Source organism: uncultured Tateyamaria sp. (genome assembly GCF_947497045.1).
Taxonomy (GTDB): domain Bacteria; phylum Pseudomonadota; class Alphaproteobacteria; order Rhodobacterales; family Rhodobacteraceae; genus Tateyamaria.
Genome location: NZ_CANMEU010000002.1, coordinates 357,743 through 380,919, shown reverse-complemented (window position 1 = coordinate 380,919; position 23,177 = coordinate 357,743). Strand labels below are relative to the sequence as shown.

Annotated in this window: 25 protein-coding genes and 1 tRNA gene; 13 read left to right on the top strand and 13 right to left on the bottom strand. The window is 61.1% G+C overall.

Annotated elements, in window-relative coordinates:
* The first annotated feature begins 5 nt into the window (after positions 1-5).
* The 4 genes from Q0859_RS05360 to Q0859_RS05345 all read left to right on the top strand — a co-directional run bounded on the left by Q0859_RS05360 (position 6) and on the right by Q0859_RS05345 (position 3,094).
* A complete protein-coding gene (locus tag Q0859_RS05360; RefSeq protein WP_299148339.1) occupies positions 6-809 on the top strand; it encodes a ScpA family protein in 804 nt (267 codons plus the stop codon).
* A complete protein-coding gene (gene scpB, locus Q0859_RS05355) occupies positions 793-1,446 on the top strand; it encodes an SMC-Scp complex subunit ScpB (protein ID WP_299148929.1) in 654 nt (217 codons plus the stop codon). Before Q0859_RS05360 ends, scpB begins: the two co-directional genes overlap by 17 nt.
* 79 nt (positions 1,447-1,525) lie before the next feature.
* On the top strand, positions 1,526-1,795 hold the full coding sequence (locus Q0859_RS05350; RefSeq protein ID WP_299148337.1) for a hypothetical protein: 270 nt from the start codon (positions 1,526-1,528) through the stop codon (positions 1,793-1,795).
* 93 nt (positions 1,796-1,888) lie between these two features.
* Positions 1,889-3,094 carry a hypothetical protein gene (locus Q0859_RS05345; RefSeq protein ID WP_299148335.1) on the top strand — a complete coding sequence of 402 codons (1,206 nt, stop codon included), beginning with the start codon at positions 1,889-1,891 and terminating at the stop codon, positions 3,092-3,094.
* Here Q0859_RS05345 and Q0859_RS05340 read toward each other — a convergent pair.
* From Q0859_RS05340 to Q0859_RS05305, 8 genes are all read right to left on the bottom strand, one after another.
* A complete protein-coding gene (locus tag Q0859_RS05340) occupies positions 3,091-4,170 on the bottom strand; it encodes a 2'-deoxycytidine 5'-triphosphate deaminase (protein ID WP_299148332.1) in 1,080 nt (359 codons plus the stop codon). The two genes, Q0859_RS05345 and Q0859_RS05340, sit on opposite strands and share 4 nt — an antisense overlap.
* A gap of 70 nt (positions 4,171-4,240) precedes the next feature.
* A tRNA-Pro gene (locus tag Q0859_RS05335) sits at positions 4,241-4,317 on the bottom strand.
* A 70-nt stretch (positions 4,318-4,387) separates the two neighbouring features.
* Entirely contained in the window at positions 4,388-5,455 is a 1,068-nt protein-coding gene (locus tag Q0859_RS05330; protein WP_299148331.1) for a MerR family transcriptional regulator, read from the bottom strand.
* 4 nt (positions 5,456-5,459) lie between these two features.
* Positions 5,460-5,762, bottom strand: a complete 303-nt coding sequence (gene ihfA / locus Q0859_RS05325; protein WP_299148329.1) for an integration host factor subunit alpha — start codon at positions 5,760-5,762, stop codon at positions 5,460-5,462.
* Between the two features lie 130 nt (positions 5,763-5,892).
* A complete protein-coding gene (locus Q0859_RS05320; RefSeq protein WP_299148327.1) occupies positions 5,893-6,864 on the bottom strand; it encodes a beta-ketoacyl-ACP synthase III in 972 nt (323 codons plus the stop codon).
* Positions 6,861-7,952 (bottom strand): phosphate acyltransferase PlsX, encoded by a 1,092-nt coding sequence (gene plsX, locus Q0859_RS05315; protein WP_299148325.1) that lies wholly within the window; start codon positions 7,950-7,952, stop codon positions 6,861-6,863. The genes Q0859_RS05320 and plsX overlap by 4 nt, the downstream gene beginning before the upstream one ends.
* A 34-nt stretch (positions 7,953-7,986) precedes the next feature.
* On the bottom strand, positions 7,987-8,193 hold the full coding sequence (gene rpmF / locus Q0859_RS05310) for a 50S ribosomal protein L32 (RefSeq protein WP_299148323.1): 207 nt from the start codon (positions 8,191-8,193) through the stop codon (positions 7,987-7,989).
* 256 nt (positions 8,194-8,449) lie between these two features.
* Positions 8,450-9,016, bottom strand: coding sequence for a DUF177 domain-containing protein (locus Q0859_RS05305; protein WP_299148321.1), 567 nt, complete (start codon positions 9,014-9,016; stop codon positions 8,450-8,452).
* Positions 9,017-9,119: 103 nt separating this feature from the next.
* On the opposite strand from Q0859_RS05305, the gene Q0859_RS05300 reads away from it, so the two are divergent.
* The 3 genes from Q0859_RS05300 (at position 9,120) to Q0859_RS05290 (ending at position 12,288) form a co-directional block, all read left to right on the top strand.
* Positions 9,120-9,569, top strand: a complete 450-nt coding sequence (locus tag Q0859_RS05300) for an outer membrane protein assembly factor BamE (RefSeq protein ID WP_299148319.1) — start codon at positions 9,120-9,122, stop codon at positions 9,567-9,569.
* 76 nt (positions 9,570-9,645) lie between these two features.
* Positions 9,646-10,368: a GNAT family N-acyltransferase gene (locus tag Q0859_RS05295; RefSeq protein ID WP_299148317.1), complete on the top strand. Its 723-nt coding sequence runs from the start codon at positions 9,646-9,648 to the stop codon at positions 10,366-10,368.
* 111 nt (positions 10,369-10,479) lie between these two features.
* Positions 10,480-12,288, top strand: a complete 1,809-nt coding sequence (locus Q0859_RS05290) for an ATP-binding cassette domain-containing protein (protein ID WP_299148315.1) — start codon at positions 10,480-10,482, stop codon at positions 12,286-12,288.
* Here the strand turns inward: Q0859_RS05290 and Q0859_RS05285 are convergent.
* The 3 genes from Q0859_RS05285 to mnmA form a co-directional block, all read right to left on the bottom strand.
* Positions 12,285-12,830: a sugar O-acetyltransferase gene (locus Q0859_RS05285; protein WP_366523177.1), complete on the bottom strand. Its 546-nt coding sequence runs from the start codon at positions 12,828-12,830 to the stop codon at positions 12,285-12,287. The genes Q0859_RS05290 and Q0859_RS05285 overlap by 4 nt on opposite strands.
* Positions 12,830-13,585 (bottom strand): SDR family NAD(P)-dependent oxidoreductase, encoded by a 756-nt coding sequence (locus Q0859_RS05280; RefSeq protein WP_299148311.1) that lies wholly within the window; start codon positions 13,583-13,585, stop codon positions 12,830-12,832. The genes Q0859_RS05285 and Q0859_RS05280 overlap by 1 nt, the downstream gene beginning before the upstream one ends.
* A gap of 73 nt (positions 13,586-13,658) precedes the next feature.
* A complete protein-coding gene (mnmA, locus tag Q0859_RS05275; protein WP_299148309.1) occupies positions 13,659-14,798 on the bottom strand; it encodes a tRNA 2-thiouridine(34) synthase MnmA in 1,140 nt (379 codons plus the stop codon).
* 123 nt (positions 14,799-14,921) lie between these two features.
* Here mnmA and Q0859_RS05270 point away from each other — a divergent pair, with 123 nt between their 5' ends.
* From Q0859_RS05270 to Q0859_RS05250, 5 genes are all read left to right on the top strand, one after another.
* Positions 14,922-15,200, top strand: a complete 279-nt coding sequence (locus tag Q0859_RS05270; RefSeq protein ID WP_299148307.1) for a DUF1153 domain-containing protein — start codon at positions 14,922-14,924, stop codon at positions 15,198-15,200.
* A gap of 97 nt (positions 15,201-15,297) precedes the next feature.
* Complete coding sequence (gene ctrA, locus Q0859_RS05265; protein ID WP_299148305.1) at positions 15,298-16,017, top strand: response regulator transcription factor CtrA; 720 nt, start codon at positions 15,298-15,300, stop codon at positions 16,015-16,017.
* 89 nt (positions 16,018-16,106) lie between these two features.
* Positions 16,107-18,284, top strand: a complete 2,178-nt coding sequence (gene ligA / locus Q0859_RS05260; protein WP_299148304.1) for an NAD-dependent DNA ligase LigA — start codon at positions 16,107-16,109, stop codon at positions 18,282-18,284.
* Positions 18,281-20,368 (top strand): ATP-dependent DNA helicase RecG, encoded by a 2,088-nt coding sequence (gene recG / locus Q0859_RS05255; protein ID WP_299148303.1) that lies wholly within the window; start codon positions 18,281-18,283, stop codon positions 20,366-20,368. The genes ligA and recG overlap by 4 nt, the downstream gene beginning before the upstream one ends.
* Positions 20,369-20,469: 101 nt before the next feature.
* Positions 20,470-20,598 (top strand): hypothetical protein, encoded by a 129-nt coding sequence (locus Q0859_RS05250; RefSeq protein WP_299148301.1) that lies wholly within the window; start codon positions 20,470-20,472, stop codon positions 20,596-20,598.
* Positions 20,599-20,801: 203 nt separating this feature from the next.
* Here Q0859_RS05250 and Q0859_RS05245 read toward each other — a convergent pair whose 3' ends face one another.
* Positions 20,802-22,196, bottom strand: a complete 1,395-nt coding sequence (locus Q0859_RS05245; protein ID WP_299148298.1) for a methyl-accepting chemotaxis protein — start codon at positions 22,194-22,196, stop codon at positions 20,802-20,804.
* A 72-nt stretch (positions 22,197-22,268) separates the two neighbouring features.
* Positions 22,269-22,721 carry an iron-sulfur cluster assembly scaffold protein gene (locus Q0859_RS05240; RefSeq protein ID WP_299148296.1) on the bottom strand — a complete coding sequence of 151 codons (453 nt, stop codon included), beginning with the start codon at positions 22,719-22,721 and terminating at the stop codon, positions 22,269-22,271.
* 59 nt (positions 22,722-22,780) lie between these two features.
* Between Q0859_RS05240 and hisI the strand changes: the two genes are divergently transcribed.
* Entirely contained in the window at positions 22,781-23,164 is a 384-nt protein-coding gene (gene hisI, locus Q0859_RS05235) for a phosphoribosyl-AMP cyclohydrolase (RefSeq protein WP_299148294.1), read from the top strand.
* Positions 23,165-23,177: the final 13 nt, after the last annotated feature.

Below are 23,177 nucleotides of genomic sequence, written 5' to 3'. Positions count from 1 at the left end.
CAGGCATGGCTGAAGACAGCTTTGAAGAAGACAGCGTGTCGGTTGCCGACCGCCTTGCTGCCGAGGCGCTGATCATTGACGTGGACGGGTACGAGGGGCCGCTGGACCTGCTCTTGACCCTATCGCGAACCCAAAAGGTCGATCTGCGCAAGATTTCGGTGCTGCAACTCGCCCATCAATACCTCGCCTTTGTCGAAAAAGCGAAGCAGTTGCGGCTCGAACTGGCCGCCGACTATCTGGTGATGGCGGCCTGGCTCGCCTTCCTCAAATCCCGCCTGCTTCTGCCGCCCGATCCGACCGAAGAGGGGCCATCGGGCGAAGAACTGGCCGCCCATCTGGCATTCCAACTTGAACGCTTGCAGGCGATGCGGGACGCCGCTGCGCGACTGATGGCGCGCGACCAATTGGGCCGTGATTTCTTTGCGCGCGGCCAGTCCGAGATGGTCACGCGGGTGCGCAAGGTGACCTATTCCGCGACTCTGCTTGATCTGATGCAAGGCTATGCGCGTATCCGCACCCGCGACGAATTCCGCCCCTTCGTGATGGACCGCGACGCGGTGTTCACGATGGAACAGGCGCTGGATCGGATGCGCGGTCTGATCGGCTATGCGGGGGAGTGGACTGATATCCTGTCCTATCTGCCCGAGGGCTGGGAGATAGACCCGGTCAAACGCCGTTCTGCTACTGCGGCCACTTTTGCCGCGTCGCTGGAGCTGGTCAAGGAAGGTCACCTTGAAATCCGCCAAACCGAGACCTTTGCCCCGATCCAATTGCGTAAAAGAGATGAGCCTCGTGACAGAAGCACTTGAAGAAAAAGAAGAAAGCCTGTTTGAAGCCCCCCCGATGGCGGAACAGGAACGCATGATCGAGGCGATCCTGTTTGCCACGGCGGAACCCATCACCGTGCGCGAACTTGAGGCGCGGATGCCTCATGGCTGCGACCCGGCGGAGGCGCTGGTTTACTTGCGCAAACGCTATGAGGGGCGCGGCGTGCAGGTGATGAAGATCGGTGATGCCTGGGCGATCCGCACGGCCGCCGACCTTGGGTTTCTGATGCAAAAGGAAACGGTCGAGACGCGCAAGTTGTCCCGTGCGGCCATCGAAACCCTTGCGATCATCGCCTACCACCAACCCGTTACCCGCGCCGAGATCGAGGAGATCCGCGGCGTGTCCGTCAGCCGCGGCACGGTGGACCAACTGCTTGAACTGGAATGGATCCGGTTTGGGCGGCGCAAGATGACCCCAGGGCGGCCTGTGACCTTTGTGGTCACGCAATCTTTCCTTGATCACTTTGGCCTTGAGAACGCGCGCGATTTGCCGGGCCTAAAGGAGTTGCGCGCCGCCGGATTGCTGGAAAACCGCCCACCACCCGGCACGATCCCCGGCCCCGAGACCGAAGAAGAGACCGAAGACACCGAAGGCCAATCCGAGCTTTTTGAGGATTAGAGCCCCCACGGGCCTGAAATTCGCCGCATTTGATGCTATATTGAATGCACAGGACGCCGAACAGGGCAGGAGCAGTGCCATGAATGCCAATCAGATCATCAACATGGTCATGCGCATCATCATGCGCAAAGCGATCAATTCAGGGATCAATGCGGGCGTGAACCGCATCGGACGGGGCCGGAAATCGGGACACCCCCCTGCACAAAACCGCGTCCGCCAGCCGCAAAACCAGATGGCTGAAAGCTTTGATATCGAGGATGATGCGCCGCCGACCCAAGCGGAAATCCGGCAGGTGCGCGCGGCCCGACGGGCTGCCAAACAGGCCCGTGCCCAGAACAATCGGAGCTGACCCGATCTCAACACGGTCAGGAAAACCCCCGTTGATCCACCACAGGTCGTGCCCTAGCGTAACCCCGTTGCTATAAAGTGGGGGATTTAAGCTATGGGCGATGACACGACAGGAAACCGTGTAGGCTCTCTTTCTTTGGGGGTGACGGTCGTTACCCTTTATGTGTTGTTTGTGATGCTCGTCACGCTTGGCTTTGGCAGCTATATTTATCGCACTGCATGGCAGAGCGAACCGATGCGCACCCAGATCGAAGGCGATACCGCGGCCGCCGGACAGGATGCGGATATCGACAACATGATCTTTATCCTGCGCCGCGAGCAGAACCTCGAATATGCCAAGCTGCAACTGGCCGGCAGCCTGCGCGACCTGCGCGAACAGGTGGCCGATTACGAGGCGCGGATCCTGTTGTCATACGGCCCGATCAACCGAGACCGCGAGACGCTGCGGGTGCAGGCGGACCTGATCGTGGCGGACCTGACCGAGTATCAATACGCCCTGCAAGCCCCGGCGCGCAGCAAATACGAGCTTGTGTTCAACCAGACCGGCCTTGGCCCGCATACCCGTGTCACCTCGTTGATCAGTGTGGTCGAGGAGGGGATCGGGGACGCCGACCTTGATGCGGACAGCCGCGATGCCTTCACCACGCTGGCCAATGCGTCACGGCTCAAGCTGGATGACTTGCTTGCCGCCCTTGAGCGCACGAACAAGGCCTCGCATGATCTGCAACAAGAACGCGATGTCGTCAAAAACCAGATTACGGCGCTTGAGGCGCAGCGGGGGCAGCATGACGAGCGCATCATGGCGCTGCGCCAGGTGCTGCCGATCGGGTCCGTGACCCGCGCCCGGCTGGCGGCTCTGTCGATGAACATCCCTCTGATCCCGGACGTGTTGATGCGGCTGGTCAGCTTTCCCACCATCTTCCTTACCCTGATTGTGACGATTGCGGCAGGGGGGCTGGGCACCGTGGTCGCGTTCTCGCGCCGATACTATTCTTCGGTGCACGCCGATACCCTGACCCTGTCGCGCCTGTTCGTGAATGTGGGCGAAGGGATTGCCGCCGCCATCGCGATCTTTCTGTTTTCGGGGGCGGGCATGCTGGCCCTGACCCAAGGCGGGGGAACAGCCAATGACGTTGAACTCAGCCCCTATACGGTTGCCTTTATCGCATTCCTGTCCGGGTTCATGGCCGAAGATGCCTTTGCCTCGATCCAGTCGGCGGGCAAGCGTATCTTCAAGCGGGACACGCCCAACGAAAGCGAGGTCAACGTGCCCCCCCCCGAGGCAGGCGACCCGGCCTAGCGCGGCGTGGCAAAGTGCTTGGAGAGCTTCAGGCCCTGACCCTGATAGTTTGAGGCGATCCCTGCACCATACATCTGGGCCGGGCGCGCCTTCATACGCTCGTAGATCAGCCGACCCACGATCTGGCCATGTTCCAGCACGAACGGGGCCTCATGGCAGCGCACCTCAAGCACACCGCGCGACCCGGCCCCACCCGCAGGGTCGTGCCCAAAGCCGGGGTCGAAAAAGCCTGCGTAATGGACCCGGAATTCACCCACCATGGCAAGGTAGGGGGCCATTTCAGCGGCATAATCGGGCGGGATGTGGACCGCCTCGCGGCTCACCAGAATATAGAAGGCACCGGGGTCCAGAATGATGTGACCATCGCCGCTGTGGACCTCTTCCCAGAATTCGGTGGGGTCATAATGTCCGATCCTGTCCAGATCGATGACGCCCGTGTGCGGCTTGGCGCGGTAACCAACCAGCGTGGTGTCGGGCAGACGCAGATCGACGGAAAAGCCGAGCCCCTCGTCGATCACCGCCGTGCCATCGACCAGCGGCATCTCGGCGTGCAGGACGTTCAGTTCGTCGTCACCCAACACCGCTTGGCCCGCGCGAAACCGGATCTGGTTCAGGCGCATGCCGGGCCGCACCAGCACAGAGAACGAGCGCGGGCAGATTTCAGCATAAAGCGGCCCCTGATAGCCCGGCGCAATCCGATCAAATTCGGCCCCGCCATCGGTGATCAGCCGGGTCAGCAGATCCAGCCGCCCGGTCGAGCTTTTGGCGTTGGCGACCGCCTGGATGCCGTCGGGCAGGTCCAGCCGCTCCATCAACGGGACGACATAGACACACCCTTTTTCAAGGACGGCCCCGTCTGACAGATCGACCCGGTGCATTTCGAATTCGGCCAGACGATCCGTGACGGTGCGCCCATGCCCGGCCAGAAACGAGGCGCGCACGCGATAGGCCACGTGGCCAAGGCGCAGATCAAGGCTCGCGGGCTGCACCTGTGCATCGGTGACCGCCACATCCGCCGTAATTTCGTCGTGCGCGATCATGGTCTTCAGATGTGTGTCTGCAAGTACGCCAGTCATCCCGTCCCCTCGATATCGTTGGCTTTCAGGGCGGTGATGCGTGGCCCCGTAGCGCGGAAGCCGTTGTAAATGGTCGGGCTAGCAGGACTCGAACCTGCGACCTTCCGTCCCCCAGACGGACGCGCTACCAGGCTGCGCCATAGCCCGACTTTGCCCGTGTCATAACCGAATTTTGGCCGGGGGCAAGGGGGAATTGGCACGGATGGGCGTTCTTGGCTTAGGGGGCGTCGGTGCGGGTGCCCACCATCTGATCGCGCAGTGCGGACAGCTGGGCGACAAGGGGGCGGATCGCGCTGATCTGATCGGGGCTGAGCCGATCAATCTGGCTCACACGGGTCAGCGCAGAGGGCGCAACCTCATAGCTGGCCGGGTCCGCATCGTCGGGCACATCCACGACACGCGCGAGCGGGCTTGTGGGCACGGGCGCAAGCGGTTCAGTCAGGAAAGAGGGCAGGGTGTGCGTTTCAGCAGGGGCAGGTCCGGAGGGAGCCTCTGGTGCCATCTGAGGGTCTGGCGCGGGCTCGGGGTCAACCTCGGGGACGACCACTGGGGCAGGTTCGGGTGCACTGGCCGCGATCGGTTCCGGCTGCGGGTCAAGCGGTACTGCTGGTGCCTCCGGTTCCATATCTGCGGGGATCGGGGTTGGCGGTACCGGGTCCATATCAGCGTCAGGGGCGGCGGGCTCGGGTGTTGGGTCCTCGGGCGGCGTGACAGGATCGGGCTGCGCAGGTGGCGCGACATCCGCTGCTGGTGCCGGATCGGCACGTGGGGTCGGCGCGGCCGGTGGCACGGGTTCGGCCAACACGTCGGGCATGGTTGGGGGCGGTGGCGTGTCCACTTTGGGTGGCTCCACCGGCGCGGGGGACAGCACGGTTTCGGACAGAAAGGCCGCGTTGGCCTCGGTCGGTTCGCGCGAGATCGGCGGCGGTGCGCTTGGGGCCGGGGCAGGGGGGATATCATCCTCCGCACGGGCCACAAGATCGCTGTCGAGCTGCGCCTCGGTTTCCTCGTCCAGGGCCTTGGACATGTCCGAGACATGGGCCATGCCCTCTTCGCGCAGGATTTTCTGGACGCCTTTGATGGTCAGCCCGTCATCATGCAGCAATTTGCGGATGCCGCCCAGAAGAAGCATATCGGCGGGGCGGTAATACCGCCGCCCACCAGCGCGTTTGACGGGTTTGACCTGGGTAAACTTGCTTTCCCAGAACCGCAGCACGTGGGTTTGCACACCCAACCAGTCAGCCACTTCAGAGATGGTGCGAAAGGCGTCTGCGGATTTTGACATCAGCTCAGGACTTGTTGCCGCTGGCCACACGATCTTTCATCAGATGCGAGGGGCGGAAGGTCAGAACCCGGCGGGGATTGATCGGCACCTCTTCGCCCGTTTTGGGGTTGCGACCGATACGGGCCGACTTGTCGCGTACCGAGAATGTGCCAAAGGATGAAATCTTGACCTGCTCGCCCTTCACCAGCGAATCAGACATGTGATCCAGCACGCTTTCAACCAATTGCGCGCTTTCGTTCCGCGACAAACCCACCTCGCGAAATACCGCTTCGCTCAGGTCCATTCGCGTCAAAGTCTTGTCAGTCATGTGAACTCCCCTTTGCTGAAGCATAAGTGGAGGGGAAATTCCGAGTCAATATCAATGGCTTGGGCAATCGACGAAATATGCAATCTCGGCGGGAATTTTGCGGAGATGCAGCATAATGCGCACCCCCCGGCTACCAGCGCAGGACCACCGCACCCCAGGCCAACCCCCCTCCGATCGCTTCGGTCACGATCAGATCGCCGTCCTTGATCTGTCCGCGTGCGCGCCCCACCGACAGCGCCAACGGGATCGAAGCCGCCGAGGTGTTGCCGTGATCCTGAACGGTGACCACGACGCGCTCCATCGGCACCTTCATCTTTTTGGCAGTGCCCTGGATGATGCGGATATTGGCTTGATGGGGCACGATCCATGTGACGTCATCTGCTGTAACGCCTGCGCGGTCCATGGCCGTATGGGCGGTGCTGGCCAATTTTTCGACCGCATGGCGGAACACCTGATTGCCCTGCATCCGCAGATAGCCGCTGGTGCCGGTGCTGACGCCCCCATCCACATATAAAAGGTCGCGGTGACGCCCGTCCGAATTGAGGTCGGTGGCCAGAATACCGCGATCCTGCGCGGTTCCGGCACCCTCTTGTGCCTCAAGCACCAGCGCGCCCGCGCCGTCGCCAAACAGCACGCAGGTGGCGCGGTCCGTCCAGTCCATGATTTTGGAGAATGTCTCGGCCCCGATGACCAACACCCGTTTGGCCTGACCGGACACGATCAGCGCGTTGGCATTGGTCAGCGCATAGACAAACCCGGCACAGACCGCCTGAATGTCAAAGGCAAAGCCGTGCGTCATGCCCAGTTGGGCCTGCACCATCGTGGCCGCCGAGGGGAATGTCAGATCGGGGGTCGAGGTTGCCAGAACGATGGCGTCAATATGATCCACATCCATGCCTGCATCGGCCAACGCGGCCTGAGCGGCGGCGGTTGCCATCGACGATGTGGTGTCGGTGTCAGTGGCGAAATGGCGCCGCTCAATGCCCGAGCGCGCCCGAATCCATTCATCCGTGGTCTCAAGCGTGGCCTCAAATTCGGAGTTTTCGACCACGCGCGCAGGCAGATAATGCCCGACACCGCGCACAACAGCACGCAAGGTCATGTTTCGCTCTCCTCGGTCTGCGGGGTCACTTTGGCGACGCGCGCGGCCAGTTTATCGTTAAAGCCGAGTTCGGCCAATTGGGCCGCAAGCTTGATGGCGGCCGACACACCCGTAGCATCTGCGCCCCCGTGCGATTTGACAACCGTGCCATTGAGGCCAAGGAACACGCCCCCATTGACCCGGCGCGGATCGATCCGCTTTTTGAGGCGGCGCAGCGAGGTAAAGGCCAGCAGTGAGGCGAGGCGCGACAGGGGCGAGAATTTGAAGGCTTCGCGCAACCGTTCGCCAATCAGGGTCGCGGTGCCTTCGCCGGTCTTGATGGCCACATTGCCGGTAAATCCGTCGGTGATGACAACATCCGCCATATCACCCGATATATCGCCGCCCTCGACAAAGCCGACAAACTCGAAATCGGCTGCGTCCGCGTGATCCTTGATCAGCTCGTATGCCTCTTTCAGCTCGGCGCGGCCCTTGTGTTCTTCGGTGCCCACATTCAGCAGCCCGATGCGGGGGCGCGGCAGGTCAAGGCCGTTGCGGGCATAGGACGCGCCCATGAGCGCGAACCGCAGCAGATCATCGGCATCGGCGCGCACGTCCGCACCCACATCCAGCATCACGTTGAAGCCTTGAGGGTTCGAGCTGGGGTACAAAACCGCGATGGCAGGGCGGTTCACGCCGGGCAGTTTACGCAGGCGGATCATCGACAAGGCCATCAGGGCCCCGGTGTTGCCGCAACTGACGGCCACGGTGGCCTCGCCTGCGCGCACCGATTCGATGGCCGACCACATGGAGGTGTCCTTGCCATTGCGCACAACGTGGCTGGGCTTGTCTTCCATGGTGACGACGTCTGTGGTGTCGCGAATCTCGCAACGATCGGCCAGACCCTTGCGGCGCGCCACCAGCCGTTCAAGCTCGACTTTGGGGCCGTGCAGGATAAAGCCGAGTTTAGGGTTGATCTGTGCAGATGTCGCACAGCCAGACACAACAACGGCGGGGCCCGCGTCCCCGCCCATTGCGTCAACAGAAAGTATGATCGGAAAAGCGAGCGCTGACCTCGTGTCGGCCGTATCGGATGGGGGGGCCGTCATTGAGCTGTGTTTTGCTGTGTCGCTTTCAATCCACTCAGGCCGCGTCGTCTTCCAGATCGATCTCTTCGGTCAGGGCGACGACTTCGTTATCGTCATAGTGACCGCAGGCAGCACAGATGTGGTGGGGGCGTTTCAGCTCGCCACAATTGGTGCATTCGTTGGGGTTTGCGGCGGTCAAGCTGTCGTGGGCGCGGCGGTTGTTGCGGCGCGATTTCGACACTTTATTCTGTTGCACAGCCATTGGAATGGGCCTTTGGATTTGGGCAGAGCCGCATCGCAAAGCGATGGGGATGCGAGATTGTCAGGTCGCCCGGCAAAGGGGCGCGGTTTAAATTGCCCGGCAAAGGGGCGCGGTTTGGGTTGCCCGGCAAAGGGGCGCGGTTTCGATCATCCTGATCAGGTGTGACGTGCGTTTAGGCAAGTGCCTAGCTTATGTCCAACCGAAAATTGCGTGAAGGGCGCAAAATACCCGATCCGTCCTTACGTGCAAGGGCAAATCAGTCCTCTGCGTCGTCCTCCATCTGCGCCTTGAGGCCCGCAAGCCCCGCAAAGGGGCGAATGGCCTCGTCCGTGAGGGGGGCCACACCCGGCTCGCTCAGAATCGTTTCGCCCAATGCAGCATCCGGCGCGCGCGGATATTCAGGCACCGAAAGGCTGAGCGCTTCGATCAGGATCGCCTCGGGGTCAATCCACTGGCCAAGGGGTTCGATGGTGTCATCCTCGGGTATTTCGACCTCGTCGCCCTCGGCCACATCCTCATCCGGGCGAAAGTCATGCACGAACAGGCGGCGCACGGGCACATCGAGCCGGGTGGTGACAGGCACCAGTGTCACGCCGCAGGGTTGGGTCACGGTGGCCCCCAATGTGCCGTCAAGTTGCCAGTCGCGCGCGCCGTGCCCCGAGATCGCCCCGCCAAAGCGCACCTTGCGCAGCCCGCTGAGCCCGAGCGCGTCAGCGATGGCGGCCATCGCGGCGGCGTCAGGGGTCACTTCGAAGGTGGTATCGCTGTTCTGGGACAGGTCGGCCACACGCAGGGCCGCCCGTGACGGAGGGGTCTTTGACATGCTGGACGCTTTCGTTTCTTGAACCGGGGGAAACCTTTTAGTAAGTCGGGATAAAAGCACTCCGCCTCCTGAGCAAGGGGCGGCGCAACAAAGGGGGGTCACGATGCGGACCTTTACACCACTTCTGGCCGCAGTTCTGGCCCTTTCGCTGGCGGGCTGTTCCTCCACCTTTCGCAACCATGGCTATGTTCCCAACGAAGAGGAGCTTCAGGAACTGGTGGTCGGGATCGATACCCGCGCCTCGGTCGAGGACCTGGTCGGACCCCCGACTGCGGGCGGCGTGCTCGAGGGTGGCAACTATTTCTATGTGCGCAGCCGGGTCAGGACTTTTGCCTTCACCCGCCCCCAGATTGTTGAACGTCAGGTGCTGGCCGTCAGCTTTGACAACGAGGGCGTGTTGTCCAACATCGAACGGTTCGGGCTTGAAGACGGGCGCGTCGTATCCCTGTCGCGCCGTGTGACCGAAAGTGGCGTGACCGATACCAACATCGTTCGCCAGCTCTTTGGCAATATCGGGCGCATCGGGGCAGGCGGCGTCTTTGGCGACAACTGATCTGGCCTGTCACCTTGGTGTCACGCGCGGTGTGGCATACGTCATGTGTCACCGCCCATGGCAGGAGATGTGAGACATGATCGGGCTGTCCAAGGGCCGTTATCTGGCAGAGCGGGCCTGTTCTGCGCATGACATGGCTGCCGCCCGGGCCCTGCGCGCCCGTTGCTTTGGGGTCGATCTGGATGGAGACGTCTTTGATGCCCGCTGCGTCCATATTCTGATCCGACGGGTGATGGACGGTGCGGTTGTGTGCTGTTTTCGGATGATGCCATTGACGGCCGGTGACATCTCTCAAAGCTATTCCGCGCAGTATTACGAACTGACAGCCTTGGAAGGGTATGCGGGCAATCTGGTTGAAATGGGCCGCTTTTGCGTGGCCCCCGAGGTGAGCGATCCTGACATCCTGCGCGTCGCGTGGGGGGCGATGGCAGCCTATGTCGATGCCAATGATGTGACGTTACTGTTTGGCTGTTCGTCCTTTGCAGGTACCGAGACGGCGGACTATCTGGACGCATTTGCGATGCTCAAGGCGCGCCATCTGGCCCCCAAGCACTGGCTGCCCCGCGTCAAGGCTCCCCATGTTTTCAGATACGCGGCCCACCTGCGCCGCAAGCCGGATGAAAAAAAGGCGATGCTGCGCATGCCACCCCTGTTGCGCACATATTTGATGATGGGCGGGTGGGTTAGCGATCACGCGGTTGTGGATGATCAACTCAACACCTTGCATGTGTTTACGGGCGTTGAAATTGGCGCGATCCCACCCGCGCGCAAACGGCTTTTGCGGGCTGTGCTTGGATAGGGCGGGACCGAGGGGCCAGCCCCTCGGGCTCCCCGCGGTATTTTTGGTCAAAAGAAGAGGCAAGGGCGGGCTGTGGTTGACCCTGAGGTCTTGACCCACTAGCTGCGCGTCATGGCACGTGTACCCCTTCTTCAGCTTTCCGATATCTCCCTCACATTTGGAGGTGACCCGGTGTTTGACGACCTGTCTCTGGTCGTTCAGCCCGGCGATCGTGTGGCCCTTGTGGGCCGTAATGGGTCGGGCAAGTCGACGCTGATGAAGGTGATGGGCGGTCTGGTCGAGCCCGACAAGGGCGAGATTGTCGCCGGTCCCGGCATCACCGTTGGCTATATGGAGCAGGACCCGGATATGTCCGGCTTTACCACTCTTGGTGATTTTGCGATGCACGGGCTGCATGCGTCGGATCTATACAAGGTGGAACGGGCCGGGGCGGGTTTGAAATTTGACCCCGCCCGCCCTGTGTCCACCGCCTCCGGGGGGGAGCGTCGCCGCGCGGCCCTGGCCCGGCTGATGGCCGAAGAGCCGGGCTTGATGCTGCTGGATGAGCCGACCAACCATCTGGATATCGAGGCGATTGCCTGGCTTGAAGGTGAGCTGAAAACCACCCGCGCCGGTTTCGTGCTGATCAGCCACGACCGCGCCTTTCTGCGTGCACTGACCCGCGCAACCCTTTGGATCGACAGAGGAATGGTGCGTCGTCAAGAGAAGGGTTTTGATGCGTTTGAGGCGTGGCGCGACACCACGTGGGAAGAGGAAGACACCCAACGTCACAAGCTCAACCGCAAGATCAAGGCCGAGGCCCGGTGGGCGGTCGAGGGCATCAGCGCGCGGCGCAAACGCAATCAGGGCCGGGTGCGCGCCTTGCAGGAATTGCGCGCCGAACGCGCCAGCCAGATCAAGCGGCAGGGCACGGCTGCGATGGCCTTTGGCGCGGGCCAAAAGTCGGGGCGCAAGGTGATCGAGGCCAAGGATATATCGAAAGCCTTTGGTGAAAAGGTGATCGCTGCGCCGTTTTCCCTGACCGTGCAGCGCGGCGACCGGATTGCCTTTGTTGGCCCCAACGGCGTGGGCAAAACCACCATTCTGAACATTCTGACGGGTCAGATGGAGCCGGATACGGGCACTGTGACCCTTGGCACGAACCTTGATATCGCGCTGTTTGATCAGGCGCGTGCAAAACTTGATGGCGACATGACCCTGTGGGACAGCCTGACGGGCGATCCGGACATGCGCGTCAGCGGCAAGGCCGATCAGGTCATGGTGCGCGGCACGCCCAAGCATGTGGTGGGCTATCTCAAGGAGTTTTTGTTTGACGATGCGCAGGCCCGCGCACCTGTCCGCTCGCTGTCGGGGGGCGAAAAGGCTCGGTTGCTGCTGGCCAAGATCATGGCGAAACCGTCGAACCTGCTGGTGCTCGACGAGCCGACCAATGATCTGGATGTGGAAACGCTCGACCTGTTGCAGGACTTGATTGATCAGTATGATGGCACCGTGATGCTGGTCAGCCACGACCGCGATTTTCTGGATCGGGTGGCTGTCACAACCATCGCGATGGAGGGGGACGGCAAGGCGGTTGTCTATGCGGGCGGCTGGTCGGATTATCGCAGCCAGCGCGGCGCAGATGAGCAGGTTGAAAACCATGCGAAATCAAAGACGTCCGGGGCGAGGTCAAAGCCGGAAAACGCACCCGCATCCGGTCTGACCTTTACCGAAAAGCACCGCCTTGAGAGCCTGCCTGCCGAGTTGGAGCGCCTTGAGGCGGAGATCAATAAAATTCAGGAATTGATGAGCGATCCCAACCTGTTCACTGAAAACCCGGTGAAGTTCCAGAAGGCCACAGATGCGCTGATCGAACGTCAGTCCAAACTTGATGCGGCAGAGGAGGAATGGCTGGCGCTTGAGGAGAAGGCGCAAGCCTAGCGGGTGCGGGCCGCGACCCCGATCACGGTTTCGTCTGCGCCGACATCCTTTGTCACCACGCTGCCTGCGCCGATGATTGCACGCGGCCCGACCGTGATACCCGGCAGGACAAGTGCGCCTGCGCCGATCCAGACGTCCGCCCCGATCCGCACAGGGCGTGCGATTTCGATACCTGCCCGCCGCTTCACCGGATCGCGGTGATGATCTGCACACAGGATATGCGCACCCGGCCCGATCATCGTTCCATCCCCGATATGCACGGGGGCGCTGTCGAGGATGACGCAGCCCACATTGATAAACACGTCGGCCCCCAGATGGATGTTGCGCCCGTAGGAACAGTGAAACTGCGCCTCGATCAGGCAGTTTGGTCCGTGGGCTCCGAACAGCTTGGACAGGGGCGCGCTGAGCGTACGCCGCTGCGAGGGGGGCAGCATGTTATGTGCATGCACCGCGTCAAGCGCAACCCGCCGCAGTTCTTCGAGTTCGTCATCAAGGCAGCTGTACCAGGCCCCCGCCTCCATCTTGTTCCGCTCGGATTGCATCACCGCATCCGCAATGCCCCGTCGAGCCGGATCACCTCGCCGTTGAGATAGCCCATTTCGACGATAAAGGCGGCGAGCCGCGCGTATTCGCTCGGATCACCCAAACGGGGCGGGTTGGGCACATCTGCGGCCAGTCCCGCCTGCACGTCCTCAGGCAGTCCGGCCAGCATGGGGGTCTTGAAGATACCCGGCGCGATGGCCATCACCCGCACGCCGCTGCTTGCCAGATCCCGCGCCATGGGCAGGGTCAGCCCGACAATCCCCCCTTTGGAGGCCGCATAGGCCGCTTGCCCCTTTTGCCCGTCAAAGGCCGCGATAGAGGCCGTGTTGATGATCACACCCCGCGCGCCGTCGGGTTCGGGTGTGTTGTCTGCCATCGCCGCCGCCGCCAGGCGGGCCACATTGAAGCTGCCCACCAGATTGATGTCGATGGTCTTTTGAAAGGCGGGCAGGGGGTGCGGACCGTCACGACCCACCGTCTTGATCCCAAGCGCGATGCCGGCACAATTTACCGCCGCTGTAATCCCGCCCATCTTGTCGCGCGCCAGATCGATGGCCGCCTGAACCGACGCCTCATCCGTGACATCGGTCTGTGCAAAGTGCCCGCCAATCTCGGCTGCGACCACCGGGCCCCGATTCGAATCGCGATCCAGCAGGGTGACTCGCGCACCCAAAGACGCAAAATGGCGCGCTGTTGCTTCGCCAAGCCCTGACGCGCCGCCCGTTACTACCGCTTGAGTTGTGTTGAGTTGCATCGACAGGACCTCCGGACAGATTTGAACACACGTTCAGTTAGCCGCATAGAGACGGGCGACGCAACCGCGCCGCCTAGCCTTTGTGGATCCACCCGCCGCCAAAGATCCGACTGCTGTCGCGGTCGTAAAACACGCAGGCTTGCCCGGGGGACACGCCTGCTTCGGCGGCGACCAGTTCGACGGTGGCTTCGGTCGTGCTGATGGGGCGAATCACGGCGTCTGTCGGGGGGCGGGTCGAGCGGACTTTGACCGCCACATGCCATTCCGATTGACTGTCGAGCGGAACATCGCCGAGCCAGTTGATCTCGCGCACAGGCACGGTGCGGGTCGCGAGCATCTCCTTGGGGCCGACGATGACCTGACGCGCATCCGCATCTAGCTTCACCACATAAAGCGGGTCCGAAAGGCCCCCGATCCCAAGGCCGCGCCGCTGCCCGATCGTATAGTTGATCACCCCGTCATGGGCCGCCAGAACGCGCCCATCGGTGTCCACGATATCGCCCGGTGCCGCCGCCTCGGGGCGCAGTTTGCGGATGACGGACGCATAGTCGCCATTGGGCACGAAACAGATGTCCTGACTGTCGGGTTTGTCGGCCACGCTCAGCCCGTATTTGGCCGCCAATGCGCGGGTGTCATCCTTGGACGGCAGGTGCCCGAGCGGGAAGCGCAAGTAGTCAAGCTGCTCGGGCGTGGTCGAAAACAGGAAGTAGCTTTGGTCGCGTGCGGCATCTGCGGCACTGTGCAATTCGGCACCGAAATCGCCCATTTTGCGCTGTATATAGTGACCTGTGGCCATGCAATCGGCCTCAAGATCCTTGGCCGTTTCCAGCAGGTCCTTGAATTTCACCCGCTCGTTGCAGCGGATGCAGGGCACCGGAGTGGCCCCGCCCAGATAACTGTCGGCAAACTCGTCTATCACCGCGTCCTTGAAGACGTTTTCGTAGTCGAGCACATAGTGGGGAAAGCCCATTTCCTCGGCCACGCGGCGCGCATCATGGATGTCACGGCCCGCACAGCAGGCCCCCTTTTTGGCCAACGCCGCCCCGTGATCATAAAGCTGCAAAGTGACGCCCACGACGTCATAGCCCTGCGTCTTGAGTTCGGCCGCCACGACCGAACTGTCCACGCCGCCCGACATCGCGACAACCACGCGGGTGTCGGCAGGGGACTTGGCAAAACCAAGCGAGTTGAGCGGACCGGATTGGTCAAGCATGGGGCATCTCCGGGAGGGGTTCGGCGCATATATATGAAAATGCGAAATAGTCTCAAGGGGCCGTTTAACGCTGCATTAAATGCCAGCGCCGATTGTGGGCAAAACCAAGACAAGAGCGGTGCAATGTATTTGAAAAAAGTCGATGGCCCACGGGCGGTCTCTCTGCCGGATGGCACGGTGTTAACACAGGCGGATTTGCCGCCCAAAACGACGCGGCGATGGGTCGCCTCGCGCAAGGCGGCTGTGGTGCGCGGTGTGGCCTTTGGACTGATCAGCCAAGAGGTCGCGCTTGAACGCTATGGCATCTCCGAAGAGGAGTTTGTGGAGTGGGTGCGCGCAGTCTCCGAACATGGCGAGGAGGCGTTGAAGGCGACTGCCCTTCAAAAGTATAGACAACCTTAGGTTGTTGTGCTATCTCTGCCTCAAGGGTAACGTGTGGTTAACCTTTTCAGTTCACGTTTAGTTCAACCCAAGACACCCCAAGTTTGGAGAGCCTAGAATGCGTGTGCTGCTTGTTGAAGATGATCCGACGACGTCCAAAAGCATTGAGTTGATGCTGACCCATGCCAACCTGAACGTCTATGCGACGGATCTGGGCGAAGAGGGGATCGATCTGGCCAAGCTTTATGATTATGACCTGATCCTGTTGGACCTCGATCTGCCCGACATGAACGGGCACGAGGTTTTGCGTCAATTGCGGCTGGCCCGTGTCGAAACGCCGATCCTGATCCTCTCAGGCGCGGACGATACCGAAAACAAGATCAAGGGCTTTGGCTTTGGTGCGGACGACTACCTGACCAAACCGTTCCACCGCGAAGAGCTGGTCGCCCGCATTCACGCCATCATCCGCCGCTCCAAAGGGCATTCGCAATCCGTGATCAATACGGGTGATGTGTCGGTGAACCTGGACGCCAAGACCGTCAGCGTTGACAGCAAGACGGTGCACCTGACCGGCAAAGAATACCAGATGCTTGAGCTGCTCTCGCTGCGCAAGGGCACGACGCTCACCAAGGAAATGTTCCTCAACCACCTGTATGGCGGCATGGATGAGCCTGAGTTGAAGATCATCGACGTCTTTATCTGCAAGCTGCGCAAGAAACTCAGCACCGCAACGGGCGGGCAGAATTATATCGAAACGGTTTGGGGCCGGGGCTATGTGCTGCGGGACCCGGAACCGGTGCAGGACACCGGGGATGAACGGCTCGCCATCGGCGCCTGATCCTATTTGGGTTTCTCTCGGCAGGCGGTCAGCGCAGTTCATGGGGGCGCTGGCCGTTTTCTTTTGCAGCTCCGAGGTGCAGGTCATCAATGACTGGACGCAGGGGCCCCACGCTTCTATCTCTTGGCCTGAACCGGGCGAGGGACACCGTGACAGCGCAGACCCCAGTAACAGATTTGGACGAGCAGACGGCCAGGGACGAACTTGCCCGTTTGGCAAAGGTGTTGGGCGGCGCGAATGCCGCGTACCATACGAGCGATGATCCGGTTATCTCGGACGCGGATTATGATGCGCTGAAACGGCGCAACTCTGAAATAGAGGCGCAATTTCCGGGGCTCAAACGCAAGGACAGCCCCTCCGAGCAAGTCGGCGCGACCCCGTCTGAGGGGTTTTCAAAAGTCACCCATGCCGTGCCGATGCTGTCATTGGCCAACGCATTTGATGACACTGATGTGGTCGAATTTGACGGGCGCATTCGCAAATACCTTGGGTTGGATGGTGCGGCAGCCCTGTCTTACACCGCCGAGCCAAAGATTGATGGGCTGTCGCTGTCACTGCGCTATGAAAAGGGCGAACTGGTACAGGCCGCGACCCGCGGCGATGGCACAGTGGGTGAAAACGTAACGGCCAACGCCCGCACAATTCATAATGTGCCACAGTCCTTGAATGGTGCGCCGGATGTTCTTGAGGTGCGCGGCGAAGTCTACATGTCTCATCCCGACTTTGAGGCGCTGAATGCACGCCAGGCGGAGGCGGGCCAAAAGCAGTTTGCAAACCCGCGCAATGCCGCCGCGGGATCGTTGCGCCAGCTTGATGCCACGATCACCCGCGCACGACCGCTGGAATTTTTCGCCTATGCGTGGGGGGCCTTGTCAGAGCCGTTGGCGGAAACACAAATGGGGGCGATTGAGCGACTGAATGCGCTTGGGTTTCAAACGAACCCGTTGACGATCATATGCGACAGTCCCGAAGCCATGGTCGCCCATTACCGGGATATCGAACAACAGCGCGCCAGCCTTGGCTATGATATCGACGGTGTTGTTTACAAAGTGAATGATCTTGGGTTGCAGGGCCGTCTCGGGTTCCGCTCCACCACGCCGCGATGGGCAATTGCGCATAAATTCCCCGCCGAATTGGCGTGGACGCGGTTGGACTCCATTGACATTCAAGTCGGACGGACGGGTGCGCTGTCGCCCGTCGCACGGCTTGCGCCGGTAACGGTGGGCGGCGTTGTCGTTTCGAACGCGACACTGCACAACGAAGATTACATCGCCGGGCGTGACAACAAGGGGGACGAAATCCGCGAGGGCAAGGACATCCGCGTGGGTGATTGGGTGCAAGTCTACCGGGCCGGCGACGTCATCCCGAAGGTCGCGGATGTCGACCTTTCAAAACGCTCCAAGGACGCCCCTGTTTTTGAGATGCCGCACAGCTGTCCTCAGTGCGGCAGCGATGCGGTGCGCGAGCCCGGTGATGCGGTCCGACGCTGTACGGGTGGGTTGATTTGTCCCGCGCAAGCTGTTGAAAAATTGAAACACTTTGTGAGCCGCTCCGCCTTTGACATCGACGGTCTGGGGGCCAAACAGGTCGAACAATTCTATGCTGATGGTTGGATCGCCGAACCCGCAGACATTTTTGAGTTGCGCGCGAAATACGGCTCCGGGGTCCAGCAGCTCAAGAACCGGGAAGGATGGGGCGACAAATCGGCATCCAACCTCTTTGATGCCATCGACGACCGCCGCAATATCCCTCTCAACCGGGTGATTTTTGCGCTTGGAATCCGACATGTGGGCGATGCAGCCGCGAACCTTCTGGCGCTGCATTACGCCACGTGGGATGCGTTCAGTGCTGCGATGCGCACCGCACAAGAGGGCAATCCGGCATGGAATGATCTGCTCAGCATCGACGGCGTTGGTGCGGTCATGGCGACATCGCTTGCAACCACCTTCAACCAGGCGGCCGAAATTGCCAGCATTGACCGGCTGGTCGCACATCTGGACATCCAGACCGCTGCGCGCCCTGATACGGCTGGCAGCCCCGTGGCAGGCAAAACCGTCGTGTTCACCGGCACGCTCGAAAAAATGACCCGCGCCGAGGCAAAGGCGCGCGCCGAGGCGTTGGGGGCCAAGGTGTCCGGCTCTGTCAGCGCCAAAACCGACATTCTGGTGGCTGGCCCGGGGGCCGGATCCAAGGCCAAGAAGGCCGTGGAATTGGGCATCGAAACGCTGGATGAAGACGCGTGGCTGGAGCTGATTGCCCCGTTATGAGCCGCCCCGAAGTCCTGTTTCCGCTGTTTGCCAATCTTGAAACACTCGACGGGGTGGGGCCGAAAACGGCGCAAAACCTGGGGCACATGGGCATTCTGGCCCCCCGCGATGTGCTGTTCACACTGCCCCATACCGGCATTGATCGCACCTTGCGCGACAGCGTTGAGGGTGCGCCGCTGCCCGGCACCTTCACGGTCAGGATCACGGTTGGCGCGCATCACCCGTCGCGCAATCGGGGCGGTGCGTACCGCATCCATGTGGAGGATGCGCAAACCAGCTTTCAATTGGTGTTTTTCCACGGGCGCAGCGACTACCTGAACAAAGTGTTGCCTGTTGGCAGTGAAAGGATCGTGTCGGGCAAGGTCGAGATGTTCGATGGCGTCGCCAATATGGTGCATCCGGACCACATCCTGCCGCCCGAGGATGCAGTGCAAATTCCGCAATTTGAACCGGTCTATCCCCTGACGGCGGGGGTGACGCAAAAGACGATGTTCAAGGCGTCACGTGCTGCGCTGACGCGGTTGCCGGACGTTGCCGAATGGGTTGATCCCGGCCAGATCGCGCATGCCAAATGGCCGGATTTCGCAAGCGCAATGCACGCCGCACACAGCCCCGAGGCGCAAGGTGATCTGTCGGCCACGTCGGCACCGCGCACCCGTCTGGCATATGATGAATTGTTTGCCCACCAACTGACACTCGCCCTGGCCCGGGCGTCTGAACGACAGGTTGCCGGGCGACCATCCGCGGGGACGCAAGTGCTGCAACAAAAGGTGCGCGCCGACTTGCCCTTTGCGCCAACCGGTGCGCAGGAACGGGCAATCGCGGGCATTGCGGATGACATGGCCAGTCCCTCCCGGATGAACCGGTTGCTGCAAGGTGACGTCGGTGCGGGCAAGACGCTGGTGGCGTTCATGGCGCTGTTGATCGCGGTCGAGGCGGGCGGGCAGGGCGTTATGATGGCCCCGACAGAAATCCTTGCGCGTCAACATCTTGAGGGGTTGCAACCCTTGGCCGAAAGCGCGGGTGTCGTGCTGGAAATCCTGACCGGACGGGACAAGGGCAGCGAACGGCGCGCCAAGCTGGCGGCCCTTGCGCGGGGCGACATACATATTCTGGTGGGCACGCATGCGGTGTTTCAGGATGATGTCCAGTTCGACGACTTGCGCCTTGCCATCGTGGACGAACAGCATCGGTTCGGGGTGCGCCAGCGGTTGGCCTTGGGCAAAAAGGGCGGCACGGCGGACGTTCTGGTGATGACTGCGACACCGATCCCACGGTCATTGGCGTTGGCGCAATACGGTGACATGGATGTTTCGGTGTTGGATGAAAAACCGCCCGGTCGCAAGCCGATCAAGACCGCACTGGTCAGCACGGGCCGCATCGACGAGGTGATCGCGCGCTTGCAGGCGGTCATGGCCGAAGGGCGGCAGTGTTACTGGGTGTGTCCCTTGGTCGAGGAAAGCGAAGCGCTGGATCTGACGGCCGCCGAGGAGCGGTTCAAAAGGTTGCGCGCGGTTTTGGGCGAGGGGCGTGTGGGGCTGGTACATGGACAAATGCCGCCCGCCGAAAAGGACGCGGCCATGGCGCGCTTTCAAGCGGGCGAAACCGGCGTTCTGGTCGCCACGACCGTGATCGAGGTTGGGGTGAACGTGCCAAATGCCACGATCATGGTGATCGAACGGGCGGAGACATTCGGTCTGGCCCAACTTCACCAATTGCGCGGCAGGGTCGGGCGGGGTGAGGCGGCGTCGACCTGCTTGCTGATGTATCAGGCACCGCTGTCGGAGGCGGGGCGCAAGCGGCTGGAAGTGTTGCGCGAAACCGAAGATGGGTTTCGCATCTCGGAAACCGACTTGCAGATGCGCGGATACGGAGACTTGATCGGAACCGCGCAATCGGGCGTCCCCCGGTTTCGGATTGCCGATCTGGAACGGCAGAGTGCGTTGATGGCGGTTGCCCAAAGCGATGCACGCAAATTGCTTGCCGATGATCCGACATTGCAAAGCGCGCGCGGACAGGCTGCGCGTGTTCTGTTGTGGTTGATGCGGCAGGACGAAGCGATCCGTTTAATATCAGTGGGTTAGCGCGTTTGTTCTAAAAAGTTCACAAATGTTCTTAAAAAGTTCTTTACGGATTGTTAAGAATATGAGAACAAAGAGGCAACTTCAGGAACGGAGACGCTGATATGACCACGCTGCACCACATCAAACAGATTGCCACCCGGGCCGAAGCGACATTGCTTCAGGATGCGCTTGGGGCGGCGGCATTGATGGTGATGCTGGTGGTGGGTCTGCATCTGCCTTCTTTGATCTGATTACTGCCTGCGTACTTGCCTTGATCCTCTTTGCGCCCGTCCCAAATTGGCGCTCTCCTTCGTAACCGGCTCTGCCTGTCGTTTACGGATCCCCCCAATTGCCTCGGGGGGTGACGGATCTGCCCCCCGCAAGACACGCTTTCCTTGCGCCGCCATCCTTACAGGATGTGCGGCGTTTTTTTTTGGGTAAAGAGGGCAACAGGTTAAAACATATAGGCTAGTCGCAAGCCCCCCCAATGCTGTCCCCGTACGGTGATCGGGGCCGATAGGTCCTTCATCATCATATATTGGCCGCCGCCCATATCGCGCCGATACACTTGCAACAGGAACGGTGCGGTGCTGCGCCCGGCCTTCAGGCCCACCCGATCATTGAAAATGCGCCGATTGCGGCAATGGGCGGTATTCCAGATGATATCGTCGCGCGGAGGTTGTGAGAATTTGCGATTGTGCGTCGGCAGATATCCATTCACATCGACCGCCGCACAAAACACCACCCTTGGATCGAAGGTGAGTGCCGGTTCCTGAATTGCGGGCAACACAGTATCGAGCAGGTCGACATAGGCAGTACGCACCTGTTCGGGGGCCGTGCCCGGAATGGGCACATAGGTGCGGTCAAACAGGGCCTGAACGCTGATTTTGCCCTGATCGATGGCACCTTCAAACACCTTTGTGATAGCTGCGGCCTGCGCGCGCACATGCTCAACAAAGGGCGCATCATCCGTCAGCCCACCAAGGTCAGCGGTGGATTGCACAATTTCTTCGGACGTGTCGATCAGCCGTTCAATCCGGGCATGGGCCTGTTTGATCCCATCGGTGGTGGCCACGATACTGCTGCCGATCTCTTTCATGTCGGGTGCGAATAATTCGACGGCGGCGCGCACTTTCCTTGTCTCAATATCGATGCGGTCGGCTTGAGATTTTGTGTCGCCAACGGATTGCTCCATCCGGCTGAGCGCCTGGTCGGTCTGGGTGCTGTGTTCCATCAGTTTTGAAGCACTTTCGGCCACATCCCGCGCTTCGATCCCAAGGGCCGAAATCCACCCGGTCAGTGTTTCGATATTGGTGGAAATTTGTGCGGCGGCCGCTTTGGTCTTTTGCGACAGCTCATTGATGGCCTCGGCGACCACGGCAAAGCCGCGCCCGCTTTTGCCCGCGCGGGCCGCTTCGATCTTGGCGTTGATAGCGAGGGTGTTCACCTGCATCGAGATCGCTGCAATTTGCGAGTTGTTGGATTTCACGGCCTTTAATGTCTCAGCCACTTCACCGCTGCGGTCGGACAGCCCCTGGACCCATGTCGCGACTTCGCGCGATTGGGTGCCAAACGCGCGGACTAAAGCGGCGGAGTGGCTGACATCTTCGGATGTGCGCGCCACGCTGTGCCCAAGATCGCTTGCCGCCTCTTGCGCGGCATCATTGGCGGTTTCGATCGCGCCGCTTTCCCGCTCAAGCGCGGAAAGGGCGGCGCGCTGATCGCGGGCCTGCGCCTCGACCATGTCGAGAAAGCCCGCGATATCAACAATTTCATACCCGAGTGCAGAAGCCGCCTGTGCAAGTGCATTCAATTGCGGCATATCGGGAAACTCAGGGTGGGCCGTCATCCAAGGTCTTTCGCAGTATAAAGGTTGACCACCCCTAGGCGCTAATCGTTCAGATTTGACTAAGATGGGTGTTCAGGCGCAGTCCGATTGCAACGCCTGTTCCATGGCTTCGACGGTGGCCTCGATGCTGAGGAGGATGGAGGCGTGGCGATTCTTGTACTCGCGGGCCGGTTCCAGCACCTCAAACCCTTCAAACGGCGCGGATGGGGCCGGGCCGCCCGACTTCAGCATCGCACGCAGACTGTCGCGCGCCACGATCAACTCGTCCAGGGTCCGCCCGATGATGGCGTCGCCGGCCACGGCCGCGGCCGCCTGACCCAACGCGCAGGCTTTGACGTCCTGACCAAAGTCCACGATCTTGTTGTCCGCCACATTCACATCCACCGTCACGGTCGATCCGCACAGGGGCGAGCGTTTCTTGACGCTGGCATCCGGGTCGGGCAGGCGGGTGTGATGCGGAATGTCGGCCGCCAGCGCGAGGATCCGGTTCGAGTAGAGTTTGATCAGGTCGGTATCGGCGGGCATATGCGTGGCGTCTCTGGTGTCGGTTGTGCTTTGTCCCTACATAAGCGGGTCTGATCCAGATGCAAAAAGGTTTTGCCATGAGTGATGTTTTTGACCCCGCCACGGTGCAGTTCGATGCACAAGGGTTGGTGCCTGCGATTGCGCAGGATGTGGGCAGTGGCGAGGTGCTGATGATGGCGTGGATGAATGTCGAAGCACTGCGCCGCACGCTTGAGACCCGGCGGGTGACCTATTGGTCGCGCTCGCGTCAGGCATTCTGGATCAAGGGCGAAACATCGGGCCATGTGCAGGAGCTTGTGTCACTGCGTATTGATTGTGACCGGGACTGTATCCTGATGCAGGTGAGGCAGGTCGGACCGGCCTGCCACACCGGGCGGCGCACTTGTTTTTATACAGATGTGACAAAAGGTTCCGAGGTGGAGCTGATGTCGCCGATGGTGTGACTGGGGCTGCGCG